General features: G+C 62.3%; 31 protein-coding genes. 2 read left to right on the top strand and 29 right to left on the bottom strand.

The features are described from left to right. Positions 1-70: 70 nt before the first annotated feature. The 3 genes from ccsB to ACPUER_RS16190 form a co-directional block, all read right to left on the bottom strand. Positions 71-1,261, bottom strand: a complete 1,191-nt coding sequence (ccsB, locus tag ACPUER_RS16200) for a c-type cytochrome biogenesis protein CcsB (protein WP_425131566.1) — start codon at positions 1,259-1,261, stop codon at positions 71-73. Between the two features lie 4 nt (positions 1,262-1,265). Continuing rightward, positions 1,266-3,482 carry a cytochrome c biogenesis protein ResB gene (locus ACPUER_RS16195; RefSeq protein ID WP_175963250.1) on the bottom strand — a complete coding sequence of 739 codons (2,217 nt, stop codon included), beginning with the start codon at positions 3,480-3,482 and terminating at the stop codon, positions 1,266-1,268. Positions 3,483-3,604: 122 nt separating this feature from the next. Further along, positions 3,605-4,258, bottom strand: a complete 654-nt coding sequence (locus ACPUER_RS16190; protein WP_175963257.1) for a c-type cytochrome — start codon at positions 4,256-4,258, stop codon at positions 3,605-3,607. A gap of 214 nt (positions 4,259-4,472) precedes the next feature. Between ACPUER_RS16190 and yihA the strand changes: the two genes are divergently transcribed. Further along, positions 4,473-5,132, top strand: a complete 660-nt coding sequence (gene yihA, locus ACPUER_RS16185; protein WP_034183610.1) for a ribosome biogenesis GTP-binding protein YihA/YsxC — start codon at positions 4,473-4,475, stop codon at positions 5,130-5,132. A gap of 253 nt (positions 5,133-5,385) precedes the next feature. Continuing rightward, positions 5,386-6,384 (top strand): porphobilinogen synthase, encoded by a 999-nt coding sequence (gene hemB / locus ACPUER_RS16180; RefSeq protein WP_310142019.1) that lies wholly within the window; start codon positions 5,386-5,388, stop codon positions 6,382-6,384. A gap of 146 nt (positions 6,385-6,530) precedes the next feature. Here the strand turns inward: hemB and dsbD are convergent, their stop codons facing one another. From dsbD to rpsS, 26 genes are all read right to left on the bottom strand, one after another. Then, the gene (gene dsbD / locus ACPUER_RS16175; RefSeq protein ID WP_425131565.1) at positions 6,531-8,378 is read right to left on the bottom strand and encodes a protein-disulfide reductase DsbD; all 1,848 of its coding nucleotides are present in this window, start codon (positions 8,376-8,378) and stop codon (positions 6,531-6,533) included. Beyond that, positions 8,371-8,697 carry a divalent-cation tolerance protein CutA gene (gene cutA, locus ACPUER_RS16170; RefSeq protein ID WP_072443822.1) on the bottom strand — a complete coding sequence of 109 codons (327 nt, stop codon included), beginning with the start codon at positions 8,695-8,697 and terminating at the stop codon, positions 8,371-8,373. Before cutA ends, dsbD begins: the two co-directional genes overlap by 8 nt. A gap of 202 nt (positions 8,698-8,899) precedes the next feature. Then, the gene (rplQ, locus tag ACPUER_RS16165) at positions 8,900-9,295 is read right to left on the bottom strand and encodes a 50S ribosomal protein L17 (protein ID WP_006477175.1); all 396 of its coding nucleotides are present in this window, start codon (positions 9,293-9,295) and stop codon (positions 8,900-8,902) included. 137 nt (positions 9,296-9,432) lie between these two features. Next, entirely contained in the window at positions 9,433-10,410 is a 978-nt protein-coding gene (locus tag ACPUER_RS16160) for a DNA-directed RNA polymerase subunit alpha (protein ID WP_006477176.1), read from the bottom strand. 124 nt (positions 10,411-10,534) lie between these two features. After that, entirely contained in the window at positions 10,535-11,158 is a 624-nt protein-coding gene (rpsD, locus tag ACPUER_RS16155) for a 30S ribosomal protein S4 (protein ID WP_012362893.1), read from the bottom strand. Between the two features lie 154 nt (positions 11,159-11,312). Then, on the bottom strand, positions 11,313-11,714 hold the full coding sequence (rpsK, locus tag ACPUER_RS16150) for a 30S ribosomal protein S11 (protein ID WP_004197937.1): 402 nt from the start codon (positions 11,712-11,714) through the stop codon (positions 11,313-11,315). Positions 11,715-11,742: 28 nt separating this feature from the next. Further along, complete coding sequence (rpsM, locus tag ACPUER_RS16145) at positions 11,743-12,108, bottom strand: 30S ribosomal protein S13 (RefSeq protein ID WP_006477178.1); 366 nt, start codon at positions 12,106-12,108, stop codon at positions 11,743-11,745. 38 nt (positions 12,109-12,146) lie between these two features. After that, on the bottom strand, positions 12,147-12,263 hold the full coding sequence (gene rpmJ, locus ACPUER_RS16140) for a 50S ribosomal protein L36 (protein WP_004199844.1): 117 nt from the start codon (positions 12,261-12,263) through the stop codon (positions 12,147-12,149). Positions 12,264-12,283: 20 nt separating this feature from the next. Further along, entirely contained in the window at positions 12,284-12,502 is a 219-nt protein-coding gene (gene infA, locus ACPUER_RS16135; protein WP_004521905.1) for a translation initiation factor IF-1, read from the bottom strand. Positions 12,503-12,510: 8 nt separating this feature from the next. Beyond that, positions 12,511-13,860, bottom strand: a complete 1,350-nt coding sequence (gene secY, locus ACPUER_RS16130) for a preprotein translocase subunit SecY (protein ID WP_072443819.1) — start codon at positions 13,858-13,860, stop codon at positions 12,511-12,513. Positions 13,861-13,902: 42 nt separating this feature from the next. Then, entirely contained in the window at positions 13,903-14,337 is a 435-nt protein-coding gene (gene rplO / locus ACPUER_RS16125) for a 50S ribosomal protein L15 (RefSeq protein ID WP_006482880.1), read from the bottom strand. A gap of 26 nt (positions 14,338-14,363) precedes the next feature. Then, entirely contained in the window at positions 14,364-14,546 is a 183-nt protein-coding gene (gene rpmD / locus ACPUER_RS16120) for a 50S ribosomal protein L30 (RefSeq protein WP_006400644.1), read from the bottom strand. Between the two features lie 15 nt (positions 14,547-14,561). Beyond that, positions 14,562-15,080: a 30S ribosomal protein S5 gene (gene rpsE, locus ACPUER_RS16115; RefSeq protein WP_006482895.1), complete on the bottom strand. Its 519-nt coding sequence runs from the start codon at positions 15,078-15,080 to the stop codon at positions 14,562-14,564. Positions 15,081-15,094: 14 nt separating this feature from the next. Further along, entirely contained in the window at positions 15,095-15,460 is a 366-nt protein-coding gene (gene rplR, locus ACPUER_RS16110) for a 50S ribosomal protein L18 (RefSeq protein ID WP_006477183.1), read from the bottom strand. Between the two features lie 12 nt (positions 15,461-15,472). Next, positions 15,473-16,003, bottom strand: a complete 531-nt coding sequence (gene rplF / locus ACPUER_RS16105) for a 50S ribosomal protein L6 (RefSeq protein ID WP_006758786.1) — start codon at positions 16,001-16,003, stop codon at positions 15,473-15,475. 18 nt (positions 16,004-16,021) lie between these two features. Next, on the bottom strand, positions 16,022-16,417 hold the full coding sequence (rpsH, locus tag ACPUER_RS16100) for a 30S ribosomal protein S8 (protein WP_034183605.1): 396 nt from the start codon (positions 16,415-16,417) through the stop codon (positions 16,022-16,024). A 14-nt stretch (positions 16,418-16,431) separates the two neighbouring features. Then, a complete protein-coding gene (gene rpsN / locus ACPUER_RS16095) occupies positions 16,432-16,737 on the bottom strand; it encodes a 30S ribosomal protein S14 (protein ID WP_006482884.1) in 306 nt (101 codons plus the stop codon). 7 nt (positions 16,738-16,744) lie between these two features. Then, positions 16,745-17,284, bottom strand: coding sequence for a 50S ribosomal protein L5 (rplE, locus tag ACPUER_RS16090; protein WP_006482882.1), 540 nt, complete (start codon positions 17,282-17,284; stop codon positions 16,745-16,747). Between the two features lie 16 nt (positions 17,285-17,300). Continuing rightward, the gene (gene rplX / locus ACPUER_RS16085) at positions 17,301-17,609 is read right to left on the bottom strand and encodes a 50S ribosomal protein L24 (protein WP_006477187.1); all 309 of its coding nucleotides are present in this window, start codon (positions 17,607-17,609) and stop codon (positions 17,301-17,303) included. A gap of 9 nt (positions 17,610-17,618) precedes the next feature. After that, positions 17,619-17,987: a 50S ribosomal protein L14 gene (gene rplN / locus ACPUER_RS16080; protein WP_006482918.1), complete on the bottom strand. Its 369-nt coding sequence runs from the start codon at positions 17,985-17,987 to the stop codon at positions 17,619-17,621. 309 nt (positions 17,988-18,296) lie between these two features. Next, positions 18,297-18,569, bottom strand: a complete 273-nt coding sequence (rpsQ, locus tag ACPUER_RS16075) for a 30S ribosomal protein S17 (protein ID WP_006752928.1) — start codon at positions 18,567-18,569, stop codon at positions 18,297-18,299. Continuing rightward, positions 18,566-18,760, bottom strand: coding sequence for a 50S ribosomal protein L29 (gene rpmC, locus ACPUER_RS16070; RefSeq protein WP_006400652.1), 195 nt, complete (start codon positions 18,758-18,760; stop codon positions 18,566-18,568). The genes rpsQ and rpmC overlap by 4 nt, the downstream gene beginning before the upstream one ends. A gap of 9 nt (positions 18,761-18,769) precedes the next feature. Next, entirely contained in the window at positions 18,770-19,186 is a 417-nt protein-coding gene (gene rplP / locus ACPUER_RS16065) for a 50S ribosomal protein L16 (protein ID WP_006482873.1), read from the bottom strand. A 2-nt stretch (positions 19,187-19,188) separates the two neighbouring features. Continuing rightward, complete coding sequence (gene rpsC, locus ACPUER_RS16060; RefSeq protein ID WP_006482899.1) at positions 19,189-19,989, bottom strand: 30S ribosomal protein S3; 801 nt, start codon at positions 19,987-19,989, stop codon at positions 19,189-19,191. Between the two features lie 11 nt (positions 19,990-20,000). After that, positions 20,001-20,330, bottom strand: coding sequence for a 50S ribosomal protein L22 (gene rplV / locus ACPUER_RS16055; protein ID WP_004199272.1), 330 nt, complete (start codon positions 20,328-20,330; stop codon positions 20,001-20,003). A 12-nt stretch (positions 20,331-20,342) separates the two neighbouring features. Further along, the gene (gene rpsS / locus ACPUER_RS16050; protein WP_004199273.1) at positions 20,343-20,618 is read right to left on the bottom strand and encodes a 30S ribosomal protein S19; all 276 of its coding nucleotides are present in this window, start codon (positions 20,616-20,618) and stop codon (positions 20,343-20,345) included. Positions 20,619-20,621 lie beyond the last annotated feature (3 nt).

Raw genomic sequence — 20,621 nt, 5'->3', positions numbered from 1 at the left:
CCGTTACAAAGGAAAACCGCCGGGCACGCAGTGCACCGGCGGTCTTATAGTCGGACGAGCGGCCGAAATCTTACAGCTTGCCGTAGCTATGCAGCCCGGACAGGAACATGTTGACGCCGAGGAACGCGAACGTCGTCACGAGCAGGCCCGTGAGTGCCCACCAGGCGGCAACCGCGCCGCGCAGGCCCTTCATCAGCCGCATGTGCAACCACGCCGCGTAGTTCAGCCACACGATCAGCGCCCAGGTTTCCTTCGGGTCCCAGCTCCAGTAGCCGCCCCATGCCTCGGCCGCCCACATCGCGCCGAGGATCGTCGCGATCGTGAAGAACGCGAAACCGACCGCGATCGACTTGTACATCACGTCGTCGAGCACCTCGAGCGTCGGCAGGCGATCGGCGAGCACGCCGCGCTCCTTCATCAGGTACGCGACCGACACCATCGCCGACAACGCGAAGCTGCCGTAGCCGATGAAGTTCGCCGGCACGTGGATCTTCATCCACCAGCTCTGCAGCGCAGGCACCAGCGGCTGGATCTGCTGCGCATCGCGCGCGACCGAGTACCACATCAGGAAGCCGACCGCCGCGCTGATGACCAGCAGCACGAACGCGCCGAGCGAACGCGTGCCGTAGTGGCCTTCGTAATACAGGTAGAGCAGCGCGGTGATCAGGCTGAACAGGACGAACACCTCGTAGAGGTTCGACACGGGGATATGCCCGACGTCGGCGCCGATCAGGTAGGACTCGTACCAGCGCACCATCAGCCCCGTGAAGCCCATCAGCACGGCGACCCAAGTGAGCTTCTGGCCGATCGCGGCGCCCGTTTCCGAGCGCGCGAGCAAGCCGATCCAGTAGAAGACCGTCGCGAGCACGAACAGCGCGCTCATCCACAGGATCGCCGACTGGCTCGACAGGAAGTACTTGAGGAAGAACGCCGAATCGGCGCGCCCGAGATCGCCCTGGTAGATCTGGATCGACAGCAGCGACAGCACGGCGATCGACGCCATCATCAGCCGCGCGGGCTTCCAGCGCCAGCCGAGCGCGACGAGCGCCGGCACGGTGCCGATCATCACCGCCTTGTCGTAGTAATCCATGTGCGCGCTGTAGTGCACGAGCGCATAGCCCGCGCCCACCACGAGCGCCAGTGCGAACAGCCAGTCGATCAGCGACAGGCGCGCGAGGAACGGACGGTCGTCGAACAGCGGCGCCGAAACCGGGGCCTGGGCCGACGCCCGAGGGGAGGAGGAAACTTGCGTGAGATCCATGACGTTACCGGGTGGAATTCTCGGAATCCGAACCGCCGCCGGCAGGCGGGCGGGCCGTCGATGCCGCACCGGCGGGCGCGGCGTCGCGAGGTGCGGCGCGCAAGGCGACGCCGGCCGCGTCGCGCGTCTGCACGAATTCTTTCTCGAAATCGAAGGTCCTGCGGGCCGTGGACATCGCCATCACCACGTCGACGCCCGAGCCGGCATCCTTGAGCCAGAACCAGAGGCGCCGTTCGCGCACGTAGAACATCGAGAAGATGCCGGCGACCAGCAGCAGGCTGCCAAGATACACCAGATTCTTGCCGGGTGCGCGCGTCAACTGAAATACCGAAGCTTGCACCTGCTTGAATGAGTCAAGCTGCAGATAGACGGGCGATCCATACAGAAAGCTGTCGGATAGCGCATTGATCGCGTTCTGCACGAAGCGGATCGTGTCGGTGCCCTGCTGGGCAGCCGGCTGGCCGACGCGCTCGCGCGAGATCTGCCAGACCTCCCACATCGAGCCCTCGAGCATCCGCAGCAGCAGGCTCGCGGCCTTCTCCTGCTCGGCCTTCGGCACCGTGCGGTCGATAAACGTCGCCACGGCCTGGAAACCGCCGATCGGCTGGCCGTCGGCGCCGCGGCCGCCGCTGTCGTCGCTTGCAGCAAACAGGGTCAGCACCTTCGACGCGCTGTCCTGCAGGCGGCCGCGCAGCGATGCGTCGGAGCCCGGCAGCGAACGCTGCGCGAAGCGCGCGGCGGCTTCGGCACGCACGGCCGGATCCTCGAGCGCGGCGCGCAGGTGCATCCATTCACCGATCGAATCCTGGCTGTCGGCCGGAATCCGCATGTAGCGGAACGGATCGTTCGGGCTCGCGCGCACGCCGGCGAGGAACACGCGCTCGCCGTTCATGTCGACGGGCAGCATGTAGTTGTTGAATTCGCGCGCCTGGCCGTCCTTGCCGCGGATCTTGTACTGCACGGACGGGCCGATGTTGTGGAGCTGCATCGGCTTCGACGTCTTCGCGCCGGAGCCGAGCCGTTCGTCGAACGCCTCCTTCAGCGACGCCGTCTTCGCGACGCCGCGCACGTCCAGCTTGCCGTTCGCGTCGGCCATGTTCTCGACGTTGATCGCGCGGAAATCGGCGAACTCGATCGTGTCGCCGTCGGCGCCCGGCATTTGCAGCGGCGCCGAACTGCCGATCGTGCCGTGCACGGGGAAGGTCTTCGCGTTGCCGCCCGTCATCGGGTAGGCCGTCATCTGCATCTGCGAGCCGCCGTCCTGGAAGCTCGACTGGTAGATCGACACGCCCTTGTACGTGAACGGCTTGTTGACCTCGACGCGCGCCGGGATCTTCTGGCCGGTCTCGCGATCGATCACGACGATGTCGCTCGCGAACAGCTTCGGCATGCCCGTCGTGTAGTAGTCGACGATGAATTTGTTGAGCTGGATCGAGAACGGCAGGTCCTGGATCAGCGAGCCGCTCGGCTGGTTCAGGATCGCGGTCGACACGAACTGGCCCTCGGGCACCCACGCATAACCGCGGAACGTCGGGTTCGACGCGGACAGGCGATGGTCGGGCGAGATCTCGCTGATCGTCGCGCTCGTGTTGACCGGGCTTTTGCCGAACATCCACATCTGGAATTTGATCGGCAGGTTGCTGTCGAGCAGGCCACCGATACAGATCACGACGATCGCGAGGTGGGCGGAGATGTAGCCCCACTTGGTCATCGCACCGCGCTTCGCGGAGATCAGCGTCGCGCCGTCGGTTTCACGCACGACGTGCTTGTAGCCTGCCTTGGTGACGAACGTGGCTAGCGTCGCCGCGACCGTCGCGCGCGTGCCGGAAGCCGTGTACTCGGCCTTGTGGTGGAACGCGCGCAGGCTGCCTTCGCGGACCTTGTCCTTCCAGCTCTTCGCATCGGCGAGCATCTTCGGCGCGTTGCGGATCACGCACAGCGAGACCGACACGACGAGGAAGATCAGAATCAGCATGAACCACCACGCGCTGTACACGTTGTACAGGCCGAGCGAGCGGAAGATGTCCGCCCAGAACGGCCCGAACTGGTTCACGTAGTTCGGATACGGATCGTCCTGGGTCAGGACCGTGCCGATGATGCTCGCGATCGACAGCACCACCAGCAGCGCGATCGCGAAGCGCATCGAGCTCAGCAGCTCGACCGCGCGCTTCGGCGCACCCTGACCCGACTTCGACTGCAACCCCGACGTGGTAACGCTCATTCAAACTCCGACTGACAACAAAAAAGGGCAAGGCGACCGCAACGGTGCGGCGCCCCACCCTTTTCTTGTTCTGACTCCGGACGCCCTTCGGGCGCCCGGTCATTCCATTCGCGACCGACCGCTCAACGCAGGCCCGCGATGTAATCCGCGACGGCCTTGATCTCGTTGTCCGACAGGCGCGTCGCGATCTGATGCATCGCGTCGTTGTTGTTGCGCGCGCCAGCTCCCTGCTGGAACGCGGTCAACTGCGCGACCGTGTAATCGGCCCACTGCCCCGACAGACGCGGGTACTGGACCGGAAGCCCCTGCCCGGTCGGCCCGTGGCAGCTCGCGCAGGCAGGTACGCCCTTCTCCGCGATGCCGCCGCGATAGATCTTCTGGCCGATCGGCACGGTCGCCGCATCGCGTGCGGTACCGAGCTTCGTCGTCTGCGACCCGTAGTACGCGGCGACGTTGCGCATGTCGTCCGCGCTCAGCGCGCTCGCGAATCCGACCATCACCGCGTTGGTACGCACCGGCCCCTTCGCGCCCGGCTGCGTCTTGAAGTCGTTCAACTGCTTGACCAGATACTCGGGATGCTGGCCGGCAAGCTTCGGGAAACTGCCCGACGCGCTATTGCCGTCAGCGCCGTGACACGACGCGCAGACCTGCCCGGCAATCGCCTTGCCGCGGTCGAGATCCGGCTTTGCCGCATCCGCCGCGTTTGCCTCCGCTACGAAACCTACGAACCCTGCTGCAACCTGAAGCACCATCAGAGACTTGCACAGTCGATTCATTCGCACACCCTGTTTCGTCTTGTGGGAATTTGAGGTTCTGCAAAAAACGACGGCGACCAGTCTACCGCAGAAGCCACATAAAAGCGCGAGGCAGGCGCCCGGTGGCCTTCGGCAAAACCGCCGTATTGTACAATATCGTGTTGAAAGCTCCCGCGCCTATCGGGGCTACCCCGCCTCCACCAAGCGGCTCGCGCCGCCCGTCCTTCCGGTTCCCATGGCCTTTCTGCTCCATCAAGCCCGCTTCTACACGACCGTCAACCATCTGCGCGACCTGCCGCCGACGGTACAGCCGGAAATCGCGTTCGCGGGCCGCTCGAACGCCGGCAAGTCGACGGCGATCAACGTGCTGTGCAACCAGAAGCGGCTGGCCTTCGCGTCGAAGACGCCCGGCCGTACGCAGCATATCAACTACTTCTCCGTCGGCCCGGCCGCCGAGCCCGTCGCGAACCTCGTCGACCTGCCCGGCTACGGCTACGCGGAAGTGCCGGGCGCCGCGAAGGCGCACTGGGAAATGCTGCTGTCGTCCTACCTCGCGACCCGCTCGCAGCTCTGCGGCCTGATCCTGATGATGGATTCGCGCCGTCCGCTGACCGACCTCGATCGCCGCATGATCGAGTGGTTCACGCCGACCGGCAAGCCGATCCACACGCTGCTGACGAAGTGCGACAAATTGACGCGGCAGGAAAGCATCAACGCGCTGCGGACCACGCAAAAGGGGCTGGATGCGTATCGCGACCAGGGCGTCCAGGGCAAGCTGACGGTCCAGCTGTTCTCCGCGCTGAAGCGCACGGGGCTCGACGAGGCACATGAGTTGATCGAGAGCTGGGTGCGGCCGTCCGTCGCCGACGAAAAAAGCGAGCCTGTAGCACAATGATCGGGCAACGCGCGGCCGGGATCGGCGGCGCGCACCTGACGGCGCCTGCGGATTCGGCCGGCTCATAAAAAAACCCGCCGTTTAACGGCGGGTCAAACAGCCTAATCGAAAAACGACAGGCACCCGCTCAGGGAGGAGAAGCGGGGAGTTGCACGCGACGCGTGCCGCTCGATCGCTATCATATACCAACGCTCCCGAAAATGACCTAAGGGTTCCGTAAGGTCCTTACTGCCCTGATTTCTGCCCAATCGACATGAGCTTCCATCCGCTTCATCGTCCGCGCCGGATGCGCCGCGACGACTTCTCCCGGCGCCTGATGCGCGAAAACCGCCTGACCACCGACGACCTGATTTATCCGGTGTTCGTCGTCGACGGCACCAACGAACGGCAGCCGGTGCCGTCGATGCCCGGCGTCGAGCGCGTGTCCGTCGATCTGCTGATGCATGTCGCCGAGCAATGCGTCGAACTCGGCGTGCCCGTGCTGTCGCTGTTCCCGGCCATCGAGCCGTCGCTGAAAACGCCTGACGGCCGCGAGGCAGCCAATCCGGAAGGCCTGATCCCGCGTGCGGTGCGCGAGCTGAAGAAGCGCTTCCCCGAGCTCGGCGTGCTGACCGACGTCGCACTCGATCCGTACACGAGCCACGGCCAGGACGGCGTGCTCGACGAGAACGGCTACGTGATCAACGACGACACGATCGAGATCCTGGTCGATCAGGCGCGTGCGCAGGCCGAAGCAGGCGTCGACATCGTCGCGCCGTCGGACATGATGGACGGCCGCATCGGCGCGGTCCGCGAGATGCTGGAAAGCGACGGCCATATCCATACGCGCATCATGGCCTACTCGGCCAAGTTCGCGTCGGCGTTCTACGGCCCGTTCCGCGACGCGGTCGGCTCGGCATCCAACCTGGGCAAGGGCAACAAGATGACCTACCAGATGGATCCGGCGAACAGTGACGAAGCGCTGCGCGAAGTGCGCCTCGACATCGACGAAGGCGCCGACATGGTGATGGTCAAGCCCGGCATGCCGTACCTCGACATCGTGCGTCGCGTGAAGGACGAGTTCCGCTTCCCGACCTACGTGTACCAGGTGAGCGGCGAATACGCGATGCTGAAGGCTGCCGCGATGAACGGCTGGCTCGACCACGACAAGGTCGTGCTCGAATCGCTGCTCGCGTTCAAGCGTGCGGGCGCCGACGGCATGCTCACGTACTTCGCGCTCGACGCCGCGCGTCTGCTGAAAGCGCAACGCTGATCGCGCGCCGGCGGGCGAAAAGAAAAACGGCGGGACACCTCGGTGTTCCGCCGTTTTTTTGTTTACCGTCGATCGAGGCCGCGTGCCGACGTCGAGCTGTCAACTCATGCCGCGCGAGCACCCCGGTTCGCCACCGGCTGACACTGTCATACCGTCGGGACAGCGGCCCGATCGAGGCTGCGCAGGAACGTCTCGGCCGCCTGATAGCCGACCACGCGCCCGATTTCGTTGCCGCTGCGATCGAAAAAGATGATGCCCGGCGGCCCGAACAGGTTGAAGCGCTTGAGCAGCGCCTGATCGTCCGGGTTGTTCGCGGTGACATCCGCGCGCACGAGGTGAAGCTTCGCGAGCCTCGCCTGCACACGCGCGTCGGTAAACGTCAGATGCTCCATCTCCTTGCAGCTCACGCACCAGTCGGCGTAGAAGTCGAGCATCACGGGCCGGCCCGACGTCTTCAGCAGCACGTCGAGCTCGCTACTGGAGCGCACCGATGCGAACGCGGGCCCGTCCTGCGCGGCTGCCGTGCCCGCCGCCGCAGCGCCGCCTGACGCAACCGTGCGAGCCGCAAGCACGGCCAGCGGCTTGACGGGATCGGTCGACCCTGCAGCCAGGCCGACGAGCAGTGTCGCCGCCCAGATCGCGAGTGCGGCGCCCACGCCGCGGCCCAGGCGGCGCCAGATCGACGCAGCGCCGGCGTTCGGCGTGAACAACCCGAGCGCCGCGGCCGCGATGAGCAGCCACAACGCGGCGAGCACCATCTTCAGAGCGCCTGCGAGCACGGGCCACACGATCCACAGCGCGGCCGCGAGCAGCACGATGCCGAAGAACACCTTCACGCCATCCATCCATGCGCCCGCGCGCGGCAGCACCGTCCCGGCACCGACGCCGACGACCAGCAGCGGCACGCCGAGCCCCAGCCCCATCGCGAACAGCGCCGCACCGCCGAGCAACGCATTGCCGGTGTGCGCGATGAAGGCCAGCACCGCGAACAGCGGCGCCGTCATGCATGCGCCGACGACCAGCGCCGACAATGCGCCCATCGCGGCAACCGCGGCGAAATGGCCGCCCCGGCGCGCGCTCGATGCCTCGGCCGCGCCGTTCTGCCAACGCTCGGGCAGCGCGATGTCCTTGCCCGAAATCAGCGATACGGCGAACGCGGTGAGCAGCACGCCGAACGCGCCGAGCACCCACGGGTTCTGCAGCCACGCGCCGAGACTCTGGCCGACCAGCGCCGCGGCGATGCCGAGCACCGTATAGACCAGCGCCATGCCGACCACGTAGGTCAGCGACAGCGCGAAGCCGCGCGCATGCGTCGCGCGCGTGCCCTGGCCGATGATGATCGCGGACACGATCGGAATCATCGGGTACGAACAGGGCAGGAGGCTCAGAACGACGCCAGCGACGAAGTACAGCGCGACGATCGAGAAGAAGCCGTGCCCTTCGAGCAGCGACTGCGCGAAATCGGCGCTCGTGACCTTGTCGAACCAGCTACCGGCAGCCGTTTCGCCGGACGACGATGCGGCTGCACCCAGCGCGGCGCCGTCGATCTTCACGACGTGCTCCGCCGGCGGATAGCAGATCCCTTCGTCCGCGCACCCCTGCGACGTCACCGCGAGCTCGAACGGCCCCGACGCCTGCTTGACCGGCACGTGCACCACGACTTCGTCACGATAGGTCTCGACGTCCTTCTGGAACGTCTGGTCGAACTTCACGTGGCCGGCCGGCAATTGGGGCTCGCCGAGCGTCGCCTGCCCGCTCTTCACCGCGAACGCGAACCGCTCGCGATACAGGTAATAGCCGTTGGCGACCTTGAAGCGGACGTCCACCTGTCCCGGCGATTCGCTCGCGCTGAACTTGAAAGCGACCGCCGGATCGAGGAAATCGTCGGCCGCGCGCGCGACCGACTGGCCACCCAGCACGAGCACGAACGACAACAGAACTGCAAGAAGCCGCAGCGCGCGCACGCGCACGGAAAGCGCCATACCGTTAAACATGAAATAGACGTTGAGTTTCACTGGTCACCCACTGGCCGTACGCGGCCGATGCCGTCGCCTGCCACGAGACGATTTCGGGCGTCTCGTACGGATGATGCGCAAGAATAAATCGCTCCAGTTCGAGCGCCCGCACGGGGCTCGTCTTGAACAGCAACTGGATCTCGTCGGCCGTTTCGACCTTGCCCTGCCAGTGATAGCGCGATTTGATCGTGCCGAGCTCCGACACGCACGCTGCAAGCCGCGCGTCGAGCGCACCGTCGGCGAGCGCCGCGGCCGTCGCCGCGTCGGGCACCGTCGTCAGCATCAGCACCACTATCATCCCCGTCCTCCTGGCTGGTCTACCGGTTCCTGCCGGCGCGGCAATCCGCCCTGGGACCACGCTGGCTGCCCCGTATCGTAGCGCAGCCCGCGCAACGCTGCCTGAGTCGGCCTGCGACAATCGATCGCAGCCGGCGCCCCAAAAAACAAAAAGGGCCAAGCAATCGCTCGGCCCCTTTCAGATACTGCTGCGTACCGGAAGCTTATTCAGCTTCTTGCACGTTTTCCGTTTCGTCGACTTCCGGACGATCGAGCAGCTCGACCAGTGCCATCGGTGCGTTGTCGCCGACGCGGAAGCCGAACTTCAGCACGCGCAGGTAGCCGCCCGGACGGTTCGCGAAACGCGGACCGAGCACGTCGAACAGCTTCGCCACCGAGTCACGATCGCGCAGGCGGTTGAACGCCAGGCGACGGTTTGCCAGCGACGGCTTCTTGCCGAGCGTGATCAGCGGCTCGACGACTTTACGGAGTTCCTTCGCCTTCGGCAGCGTCGTCTTGATGACTTCGTGCTCGATCAGCGAGTTGGACATGTTACGGAGCATAGCCAGACGGTGGCTGCTCGTGCGGTTCAGTTTCCGCAGACCATGACGATGGCGCATTTCAGTTTCCTTGATTCAAAGTTTTGATCCAGCTCTTCTATCGCACCTCGGAGGGTGCACGGGCCGGTAACGAAAAAAGCAAGATGCGGATTTTAAAGGAAAATCCGCATCTTTGCCAACTGCAGCAACAACCGGGCTTACTTGTCGAGACCAGCCGGCGGCCAGTTCTCGAGCTTCATGCCCAGCGTGAGACCGCGCGAAGCGAGCACTTCCTTGATCTCGTTGAGCGACTTGCGACCGAGGTTCGGCGTCTTCAGCAGCTCGTTTTCCGTGCGCTGGATCAGATCGCCGATGTAGTAAATGTTCTCGGCCTTCAGGCAGTTCGCCGAACGAACCGTCAACTCGAGATCGTCCACCGGACGCAGCAGGATCGGGTCGATCTGCGGTGCGCGCGACGGTGCCTCGGCAGCCGTTTCCGTGCCTTCCAGCGCCGCGAACACGGACAGCTGGTCGACCAGGATGCGGGCCGATTGACGGATCGCTTCTTCCGGCGTAATCACGCCGCTCGTCTCGATGTTCATCACGAGCTTGTCGAGGTCGGTACGCTGCTCGACACGTGCGCTTTCGACAGCGTAGCTCACGCGGCGAACCGGCGAGAACGATGCGTCGAGGACGATGCGGCCGATGATCTTGGCCGTGTCTTCGCCATAGCGACGGACGTTGCCGGGCACATAGCCGCGGCCCTTCTCGATCTTGATCTGAACGTCGAGCTTGCCGCCCTTCGACAGGTGCGCGATCACGTGATTCGGGTTGATGACTTCGCAATCGTGAGCCAGCTCGATATCGCCGGCCGTGACGACGCCTTCGCCTTCCTTGCGCAGCGTAACCGTCACTTCGTCACGGTTATGCAGCTTGAACACCACGCCCTTCAGGTTCAGCAGCAGGTTGACGACGTCTTCTTGCACGCCATCAAGCGTCGAGTACTCGTGCACCACGCCTGCGATCGTGACTTCGGTCGGCGCGTAGCCAACCATCGACGACAGCAGCACGCGGCGAAGCGCATTGCCCAAGGTATGGCCGTAACCGCGCTCGAACGGTTCCATGACCACCCGCGCGTGGTTCTCGCCCAGCGATTCCACGGCGATGATCTTGGGTTTCAGCAAACTGGTTTGCATGGGTTTTCCTTTTCAATACCCTCGGCTCGTTACACCGATAAGGCTGACCGGTAACAACCAGAAAATAAACAGCCGAGGCCCCTCCTTGCGTAACGCAATCGGGGTACCTCGGCTGTCAATCCGATTAACGCGAATACAATTCGACGATCAGGCTTTCGTTGATGTCGCCTGCGATGTCAGCGCGTTCCGGCATTTGCTTGAACGTGCCTTCGAACTTCTTCGCATCGACTGCAACCCAGCTCGGCATGCCGCCTTGCTCGGCCAGCGACAGTGCTTCGACGATACGCGCCTGCTTCTTCGCCTTTTCGCGGATCGCGACGACGTCACCCGCCTTCACTTGCTGCGACGGGACGTTCGCGACGACGCCATTCACCGTGATCGACTTGTGGCTCACGAGCTGACGCGCTTCGGCGCGGGTCGAGCCGAAGCCCATGCGATACACGACGTTGTCGAGGCGCGACTCGAGCAGTTGCAGCAGGTTTTCACCCGTGTTGCCCTTGCGGCGGTCGGCTTCAGCGAAGTAGCGGCGGAACTGACGCTCCAGCACGCCGTAGATACGCTTGACCTTCTGCTTTTCGCGCAGCTGCGTACCGTAGTCGGACGTACGTGCGCCCGAGGTACGGCCGTGCTGACCCGGCTTGCTGTCGAGCTTGCACTTGTCGGCGAGCGAGCGGCGCGCGCTCTTCAGGAACAGGTCGGTGCCTTCACGGCGGGACAGCTTGGCTTTGGGGCCGATATAACGTGCCACTTTGCATTCCTTTATCAATCAGTCACGCGGATCGAAATCCGCGCTAGTCCGCTCCCTTTGGGGCGAACGGTGGGCTTAGTCAATCAAAAAAGCAACGCCCGTCGACGCTGAGCGGCGACAGGCAATGCGCCAGCACGAACGTGCCAGCACATTCTTAGATACGACGACGCTTCGGCGGGCGGCAGCCGTTGTGCGGAATCGGGGTGACGTCCGAAATCGCGGTGATCTTGATGCCGAGGCCGTGCAGTGCACGCACTGCCGACTCGCGACCCGGGCCCGGGCCCTTGATCCGCACTTCCAGATTCTTCACGCCATATTCCATCGCGACGCGGCCGGCCGACTCGGCTGCGACCTGAGCAGCGAACGGCGTCGACTTGCGCGAGCCCTTGAAGCCCTGGCCGCCCGACGTCGCCCATGCCAGCGCGTTGCCTTGGCGATCGGTGATCGTGATGATCGTGTTGTTGAACGACGCGTGGACGTGAACCACACCTTCAGCGACGTTCTTCTTAACCTTCTTGCGAACGCGTTGCGCCGCGGTGTTCGAAGCCTTAGCCATTACGTTTTCCTGTAACTGTCAGTTCCGCTTACTTCTTCAGCGCTTGCGCTGCACGACGCGGACCCTTGCGGGTACGTGCGTTCGTACGCGTACGCTGACCGCGCATCGGCAGGCCCTTGCGATGACGGACGCCACGGTAGCAACCGAGGTCCATCAGGCGCTTGATGTTCATCGTCACTTCACGGCGCAGATCGCCTTCGACGACAAACTTGCCCACTTCTTCACGCAGCTTTTCCAAGTCTGCGTCGGTCAGGTCCTTGACCTTCTTCGAAAAATCGACGCCAGCTGCCACGCAGATGCTGCGCGAACGGGTGCGGCCGACACCGAAGATTGCCGTCAGGCCAATCTCGGTATGCTGGTGATTCGGGATGTTAACCCCTGCGATACGAGCCATTGTTTTTCCTCAAACAAAAAGCGCAAACAAACGCGCGGTCAGCCTTGGCGCTGCTTGTGGCGCGGATCCGAGCTGCAGATCACGCGAACGACGCCTTTGCGCTTGATGATCTTGCAATTGCGGCAAATGCGCTTAACCGATGCCATCACTTTCATGATAATACCCTTTTTTCAAATCACTTCGCCCGGAACACGATCCGCGCACGAGACAGATCGTAAGGCGTCAACTCAACCGTCACCTTGTCGCCGGGCAGAATGCGGATGTAGTGCATCCGCATCTTTCCGGAAATATGCCCCAACACGACATGGCCGTTTTCCAGCTTCACACGGAAGGTCGCATTCGGGAGGTTTTCGATCACCTCACCCTGCATCTGGATTACATCGTCTTTGGCCATAGTCCTTATTAACGCGTTGGGATGTTGCCGCCCTTGAAGTTGGCCTTCTTGAGCAGCGACTCATACTGTTGCGACATAACGTACGACTGCACCTGCGCCATAAAGTCCATCGTGACGACGACAATGATCAGCAGCGACGTTCCACCAAAATAAAACGGCACGTTCCAGCGCAGCACCAGGAATTCCGGCAGCAGACACACGAAGACGATGTAGATCGCACCGGCCAGCGTCAGACGCGTGAGGATGCGGTCGATATATCGTGCGGTCTGATCGCCCGGACGGATGCCCGGAACAAACGCGCCGCTCTTCTTCAGGTTGTCCGCGGTTTCCCTGCTGTTGAACACCAGTGCGGTGTAGAAGAAGCAGAAAAACACGATTGCCAGCGTGTACAGCAGCACATAGACCGGCTGGCCCGGCTTCAGCGCTTCCGCAACGTTATGCAACGTATTGGAAATCCAGCTTCCCGTCGGCTGACCGGTACTGAACCAGCCGAGAATCGTTGCCGGGAACAGGATGATCGACGATGCGAAGATCGGCGGAATCACGCCCGACATGTTCAGCTTCAGCGGCAGGTGCGACGATTGCCCGCCGTAGATCTTGTTGCCGACCTGGCGCTTCGCGTAGTTCACGAGGATCTTGCGCTGACCGCGTTCGATGAACACGACCAGGTAAGTCACCGCGGCAATCAGGACGACGATGATGATCGCCGAAATGATGCTCATCGAACCCGTACGCACCAGCTCGAACAGCCCACCGACGGCATTCGGGAACCCTGCTGCGATCCCGCCGAAGATGATGATCGAGATACCGTTGCCCAGACCACGCTCGGTAATCTGCTCGCCGAGCCACATCAGGAACATCGTGCCGGTAACCAGCGTCACGACCGTCGTCAGACGGAACAGCATGCCGGGATCGGTGACGAGGCCCGGCTGGTTTTCCAGCGCAGCCGCGATACCGAACGCCTGGAAGGTCGCGAGCACCACGGTGAAATACCGCGTGTACTGCGTGATCTTCCGTTGCCCTGCCTGCCCTTCCTTCTTCAGCGCCTCGAGCTGCGGCGAAACGATCGCCAGCAACTGCATGATGATCGACGCCGAAATGTACGGCATGATCCCCAGCGCAAAGATCGTGAAGCGGGAAAGTGCGCCACCCGAGAACATGTTGAACATGCCCAGGATGCCACCCGCCTGGCTCTGGAACAGCTTAGCCAGTTGATCCGGATCGATGCCCGGCACGGGAATGTGCGCGCCGATGCGATAGACGATCAGCGCCAGGAGCAGGAACATCGCTCGCCGACGCAGATCGCCGAATTTCGCCGTGCTTCGACCGGGTTTTGCAAGACTCGGGCTGTTAGCCAAGTACCTTCTCCGATGAATGCAAGTGACGACGCGCTACGCGTGTCACTCGGCGAACGAACCGCCAGCCGCTTCGATCGCAGCGCGCGCACCCTTGGTGGCACCGAGACCCTTCACGACGATCTTGCGCTTCAGTTCGCCCGTCGCGATGATCTTTGCGCTCTTCGTCAGCTCGCCGACCAGGCCGGCTTGCTTCAGTGCGAGCAGATCGATCTCGTCGACCGGCAGCTTCTCGAGGTCGCCCAGGCGCACTTCACCGACGAATTCCTTCGTCAGCGACGTGAAGCCGCGCTTCGGCAGACGACGTTGCAGCGGCATCTGACCGCCTTCGAAACCGACTTTGTGGAAGCCGCCCGAACGCGATTTCTGACCCTTGTGACCACGGCCAGCCGTCTTGCCGAGGCCCGAACCGATGCCACGGCCGACGCGACGCTTGGCGTGCTTGGCGCCAGCGGCCGGCTTCAGGTTATTCAATTCCATATCAACTCCTTGATCCGTAGGGCCGCTTACGCGATGACCTTAACGAGGTACGAGACCTTGTTGATCATGCCGCGGACCGCCGGCGTGTCCTGCAGCTCGCTGACCGAGTTGAGTCGGCGCAGGCCCAGGCCACGCACGGTCGCGCGGTGCGATTCGCGGGTCCCGATCAGGCTCTTAACGAGCTGAACCTTGACAGTTTTTTCAGACATGGTGACCACCCGGGCTTAGCCCAAAATTTCTTCGACGGACTTGCCGCGCTTCGCCGCGATGTCTGCCGGGGTGGACTGCTTGCGCAGGCCGTCCAGCGTGGCGCGAACGAGGTTGTACGGGTTCGTCGAACCGTGGCTCTTCGCCACAACGTTCTGAACGCCCATCACGTCGAACACTGCGCGCATCGGGCCGCCGGCGATCACGCCCGTACCTGCCTTCGCCGGAGCGAGGAGGACGGCCGATGCGCCGTGCTTGCCGTGCACTTCGTGCTGCAGCGTGCCGTTCTTGAGCGGCACCTTGAACATGTTGCGGCGAGCTTGTTCCATTGCCTTCTGGACAGCGACCGGCACTTCCTTCGCCTTGCCCTTGCCCATACCGATGCGGCCATCACCATCGCCAACCACGGTCAGTGCGGCGAAGCCGAGAATACGGCCACCCTTCACGACCTTGGTCACGCGATTGACCGAAATCATCTTTTCACGAAGGCCGTCGTCGCGCTCGTCAGCCTGAACTTTCGCTTGCATCTTTGCCATGACGAATTCCTTCCTTAGAACTTGAGCCCAGCTTCGCGAGCTGCCTCAGCCAGCGCTTTCACGCGGCCGTGGTAGCGGAAGCCCGAGCGGTCGAAGGCGACGGATTCGATGCCGGCGGCCTTTGCCTTCTCGGCAATACGCTTGCCGATCAGCGTCGCGGCGTTAACGTTGCCGCCCTTGCCCGACTTGTCGGCGAGCTCGGCGCGCACTTCTGCCTCGAGCGTCGACGCGCTGGCGAGCACCTTGGTGCCGCAGGGCGAGAACACTTGAGCGTAGATGTGCGTGTTCGTGCGATGCACGGCGAGACGCGCGACCTGCAGCTCAGCGATCTTGATACGCGTCTGGCGAGCGCGGCGCAGGCGAGATTGAGTCTTATCCATGATTGCGCACCCTTACTTCTTCTTCGTTTCTTTGAGGATCACAACCTCGTCGGAATAGCGCACGCCCTTGCCCTTGTAGGGCTCCGGCGGACGGTAACCGCGAACTTCCGCAGCTACTTGACCGACTTGTTGCTTGTTGATCCCCTTGATCACGATTTCGGTTTGCGTCGGGGTTTCAGCCTTGACGCCTTCCGGCATCTGGTGCACCACCGGGTGCGAGAAACCCAGCGACAGGTTCAGCTTGTCGCCTTGCGCTTGCGCACGGTAACCGACGCCAACCAGCGTCAGCTTGCGCTCGAAACCCTTGGTCACGCCGTGCACGGCATTCGCGATGATCGCGCGCATCGTGCCCGACAGTGCGTTTGCTTCGCGGCTTTCGTCGACCGGCGACAGATTCAGCGTGCCGTCGTTGTTCGCCACGTTCACGAGCGGATTGATCGCTTGCGTGATGGTGCCCAGCGGACCCTTGACGGTGATTGCACCGTCGGCCAGCTTGACTTCCGCGCCTTGCAGCGCGATCGGGCTCTTACCTACTCGAGACATGTTTCTCTCTCCTCGGCTTTAAGCGACGTAGCAGATGACTTCGCCGCCGACGCCGGTAGCGCGCGCCTTGCGGTCTGTCATCACGCCCTTCGGCGTCGACACGATTGCCACGCCGAGGCCATTCATGACCTGCGGAATGTCGTTACGGCCGCGGTAGACGCGCAGGCCAGGCTTCGACACGCGCTCGAGGCGTTCGATGACCGGACGGCCAGCGTAGTACTTCAGCGCGATGTTCAGTTCTGCCTTCGCGCCTTCAGCCTTCACCGCGAAATCGTCGATATAACCTTCGTCCTTCAGGACTTGCGCGATTGCAACCTTGACCTTCGACGAGGGCATCGCGACCGATACCTTCTCGACCATCTGCGCGTTGCGGATGCGAGTCAGCATATCGGCGATAGGATCACTCATGCTCATTTACGTTTCTCCTATTACCAGCTCGCCTTGGTCAGGCCAGGAATCTCGCCACGGAATGCGATTTCACGAATCTTGTTACGCGCGAGGCCGAATTTACGGAACGTGCCACGCGGACGGCCCGTGATCGCGCAGCGGTTACGCTGGCGGGTCGGGTTTGCGTTGCGGGGCAGTTGCTGCAGCTCCAGGCGTGCTTCGTAGCGCTCTTCTTCCGACTTGCTTTGGTCTTCGACGATCGCCTTCAGCGCTTCGCGCTTTGCTGCGAACTTCGCGACCAGGCGGGCGCGCTTCTTTTCACGTTCGATCAGTGCCAGTTTAGCCACGGTAACCTCAGTTTCTGAACGGGAACTTGAAGCTGGCGAGCAGAGCCTTTGCTTCGTCGTCGGTCTTCGCAGTCGTCGTGATGCTGATGTTCAGCCCACGCAGTGCGTCGATCTTGTCGTAATCGATTTCGGGGAAAATGATCTGCTCTTTCACACCGATGTTGTAGTTGCCACGGCCATCGAAAGCACGACCCGACACGCCGCGGAAGTCACGCACGCGGGGCAGGGCGACGGTCACGAAACGGTCGAGGAATTCATACATTGCACGACCACGCAGCGTCACCATCGCGCCGATGGGATAACCCTGGCGGATCTTGAAGCCTGCGATTGCCTTGCGCGCCTTCGTCACGACCGGCTTCTGACCAGCGATCTTCGTGAGGTCGCCAACGGCGTTCTCGATGATCTTCTTGTCAGCGATCGCTTCGCCAAGACCCATGTTCAGCGTGATCTTGGTGATGCGCGGCACTTCCATGACCGACTTGTAACCGAACTTCTCGATCAGGCCGGGCACAACCTTTTCTTTGTAAAACTCTTGAAAACGAGCCATTTTTTACTCCGCTGCGTCAGGCGCTCAGTACGGCACCGGTCGTCTTCAGGAAGCGAACCTTCTTGCCTTCCTCGACCTTGATGCCAACACGCGACGCCTTGCCATTCGCGTCGACCAGTGCGACGTTCGAAATATGCAGGGGCATCGTCTTCGCTTCCACGCCGCCCGTCGTACCCTTCATCGGGTTCGGCTTCACATGCTTCTTGACGAGGTTGATACCTTCAACCGTCACATGCTCAGCACCGACAGCCAGCACGACGCCGCGCTTGCCCTTGTCCTTGCCGGTAACGACGATCACTTCGTCACCCTTGCGAATCTTGTTCATCGCGACTCCTTACAGCACTTCCGGCGCCAGCGAAACGATCTTCATGAATCGTTCGCTACGCAGCTCACGCGTCACCGGCCCGAAGATACGGGTGCCGATCGGCTCGAGCTTGTTATTCAAAAGCACAGCGGCGTTGCCGTCGAACTTGATCAGCGAGCCGTCTTGACGGCGCACACCCTTGGCGGTGCGGACCACCACGGCGTTGTAAATTTCGCCTTTCTTCACGCGCCCGCGCGGCGTTGCCTCTTTGACGCTCACCTTGATGATGTCGCCAATGCCGGCATAACGACGCTTCGAGCCGCCGAGCACCTTGATGCACAGGACTTCACGTGCACCCGTGTTGTCGGCTACTTCGAGCCGAGATTCGGTCTGGATCATGGTTTGTCTTTCCCAACTTAATCCGGATGCACCACCATGATGCATTCGGTCAGTCTTGGTCCCGTCAGCCAATCGGCTGCTTGGGTTGGAACAGCAGCGACGGCAAACGAAACCCGCCATCGCAATTCGGTGAATCTTTCGGACAGGCTGGCGCCAGTCCGCTTCCCCCACCAACTTCGCCCGCGACGGGGCTCCCATAAAGAGGGAAGACCAGGATTATAACAAATAACCCTGGTCACGCAAGCAAAAACTTTGCGATTTCAAGCACTTCGTGGAGAAGTGCCTGTTACTGCCTACTGCACGGCCCGCTTAGATGACGCGAGCTGCTTCGACGAGGCGCGACACCGTCCAGGCCTTCGTCTTCGAAACAGGACGAGTTTCCTGGATTTCGACGAGATCGCCTTCGTTGCAGGTGTTCGCTTCATCGTGCGCGTGGTACTTCTTCGAGCGCACGACATACTTGCCGTAGATCGGGTGCTTGACGCGGTGCTCGATCAGCACGGTGACGGTCTTGTCCATCTTGTTGCTGACGACCCGACCGACCAGCGTCCGCTTCAGCGAGGTTTTCACGCTATCGTTCATTTCTGGTTCGCCTTCTGAGTCATGACGGTCCGCACACGTGCGATGTCGCGACGAACCTTCTTCAGCTGGCTCGTGTTCGTGAGCTGCTGGGTCGCGAGTTGCATGCGCAGGCCGAATTGCGCCTTCAGCAGGTCCGCCAGCTCCTTGTTGAGCGCGGCCTGGTCTTTCTGGAGAAGTTCGGAAGCCTTCATGTTTTCTCCTTAGGCGCCGAGCTGGCGCACGATGAATGCCGTCTTCAGCGGCAGCTTGGCTGCAGCCAGACGGAACGCTTCGCGTGCCAGTTCTTCGGTTACGCCGTCCATTTCATAGAGCATCTTGCCCGGCTGAATCTCGGCGACGTAGTACTCCGGGTTACCCTTACCGTTACCCATACGTACTTCGGCCGGCTTCTGCGAAATCGGCTTGTCCGGGAAGATCCGGATCCAGATGCGGCCGCCACGCTTGATGTGACGCGTCATTGCACGACGCGCCGCTTCAATTTGACGTGCGGTCAGACGACCGCGACCGATCGCCTTCAGGCCGAATTCACCGAACGACACTGCGTTGCCGCGCGTCGCCTTGCCGGTGTTACGACCCTTCTGCTCTTTACGATACTTCCTGCGTTTCGGTTGCAGCATCGTTATTCTCCAGTCTTGCCGTCTTCGGGCTTGCCGGCGCCACGGCGCGGTGCGCCACGGCGAGCACCCGGAGCGCCGCCTTCGCCATCACGGCGCGGACGACGGTCGCCCGGACGCGCATTGCGACGCGGACGCTTGTCTTCGGCTACTTCTTCCACCACCGGTGCGTCATTGCGGCCGAGCGTGTCGCCCTTGTACACCCACACCTTGACGCCGATGATCCCGTAGGTCGTCTTCGCTTCCGAAGTCGCGTAGTCGATATCGGCACGCAGCGTGTGAAGCGGCACGCGACCTTCGCGATACCACTCCGTACGAGCGATTTCGATACCGTTCAGACGGCCTGCGCTCATGATCTTGATGCCCTGGGCACCCAGACGCATCGCGTTCTGCATCGCACGCTTCATCGCGCGACGGAACATGATCCGGCGCTCGAGCTGTTGCGTGATCGAGTCAGCGATCAGTTGCGCATCGGTTTCCGGCTTGCGGATTTCTTCGATGTTGACGTGAACCGGAACGCCCATGCGGCGTTGCAGTTCCGTCTTCAGCTGTTCGATATCCTCGCCCTTCTTGCCGATGACCACACCCGGACGCGAGCTGTAAATCGTGATGCGCGCGTTCTTCGCCGGACGCTCGATGACGACCCGACCGACCGAAGCGTTCTTCAGCTTCTTCTTCAGGTACTCACGAACACCGATGTCTTCCTGCAGCATCGCCGCGAAATTGTTGTTGTTCGCGTACCAACGCGAAGCCCAATTACGGCTGACAGCCAGGCGGAAGCCAGTCGGATGAATTTTCTGTCCCATCGTATGGCTCCTTAATTCCCGACCGTCACAGTGATGTGACAGGATTGCTTCTCGATGCGGTTACCGCGGCCCTTGGCGCGCGCGGTGAAACGCTTGAGCGATGCAGCCTTGTCGACGTAGATGCTCTTGATCTTGAGCTCGTCGATATCGGCGCCTTCGTTGTGCTCCGCATTCGCGATTGCCGACAGCACAACCTTCTTCACGATGCCAGCCGCCTTCTTCGGCGAGAACGTCAGAACGTTCAGCGCCTTGTCGACCGGCAAACCGCGGATCTGGTCAGCCACAAGGCGCGTTTTTTGCGCCGAGATGCGGGCACCGCGATGAATTGCTTTCACTTCCATCTTGATTGCCCCTTATTTCTTGGCCTTCTTGTCGGCTGCGTGACCCTTGAACGTACGGGTCAGTGCGAACTCGCCAAGCTTGTGGCCGACCATGTTTTCCGAGATGTACACCGGAACGTGTTGACGGCCGTTGTGAACAGCGATCGTCAGGCCGATGAAATCCGGCAGAATCGTCGAGCGACGCGACCAGGTCTTGATCGGCTTTTTGTCGCGCGAAGCTGCAGCCGCCTCAACTTTCTTCAGCAAATGGGCGTCGCAGAACGGACCTTTTTTAACAGAACGTGCCATTGC

The sequence above is a fragment of the Burkholderia sp. DN3021 genome, assembly GCF_049805555.1.
Lineage (GTDB): Bacteria > Pseudomonadota > Gammaproteobacteria > Burkholderiales > Burkholderiaceae > Burkholderia > Burkholderia pyrrocinia_C.
The sequence above is the reverse complement of the archived record's forward strand: the minus strand, read 5'-3'. Positions and strand labels throughout refer to the sequence as shown.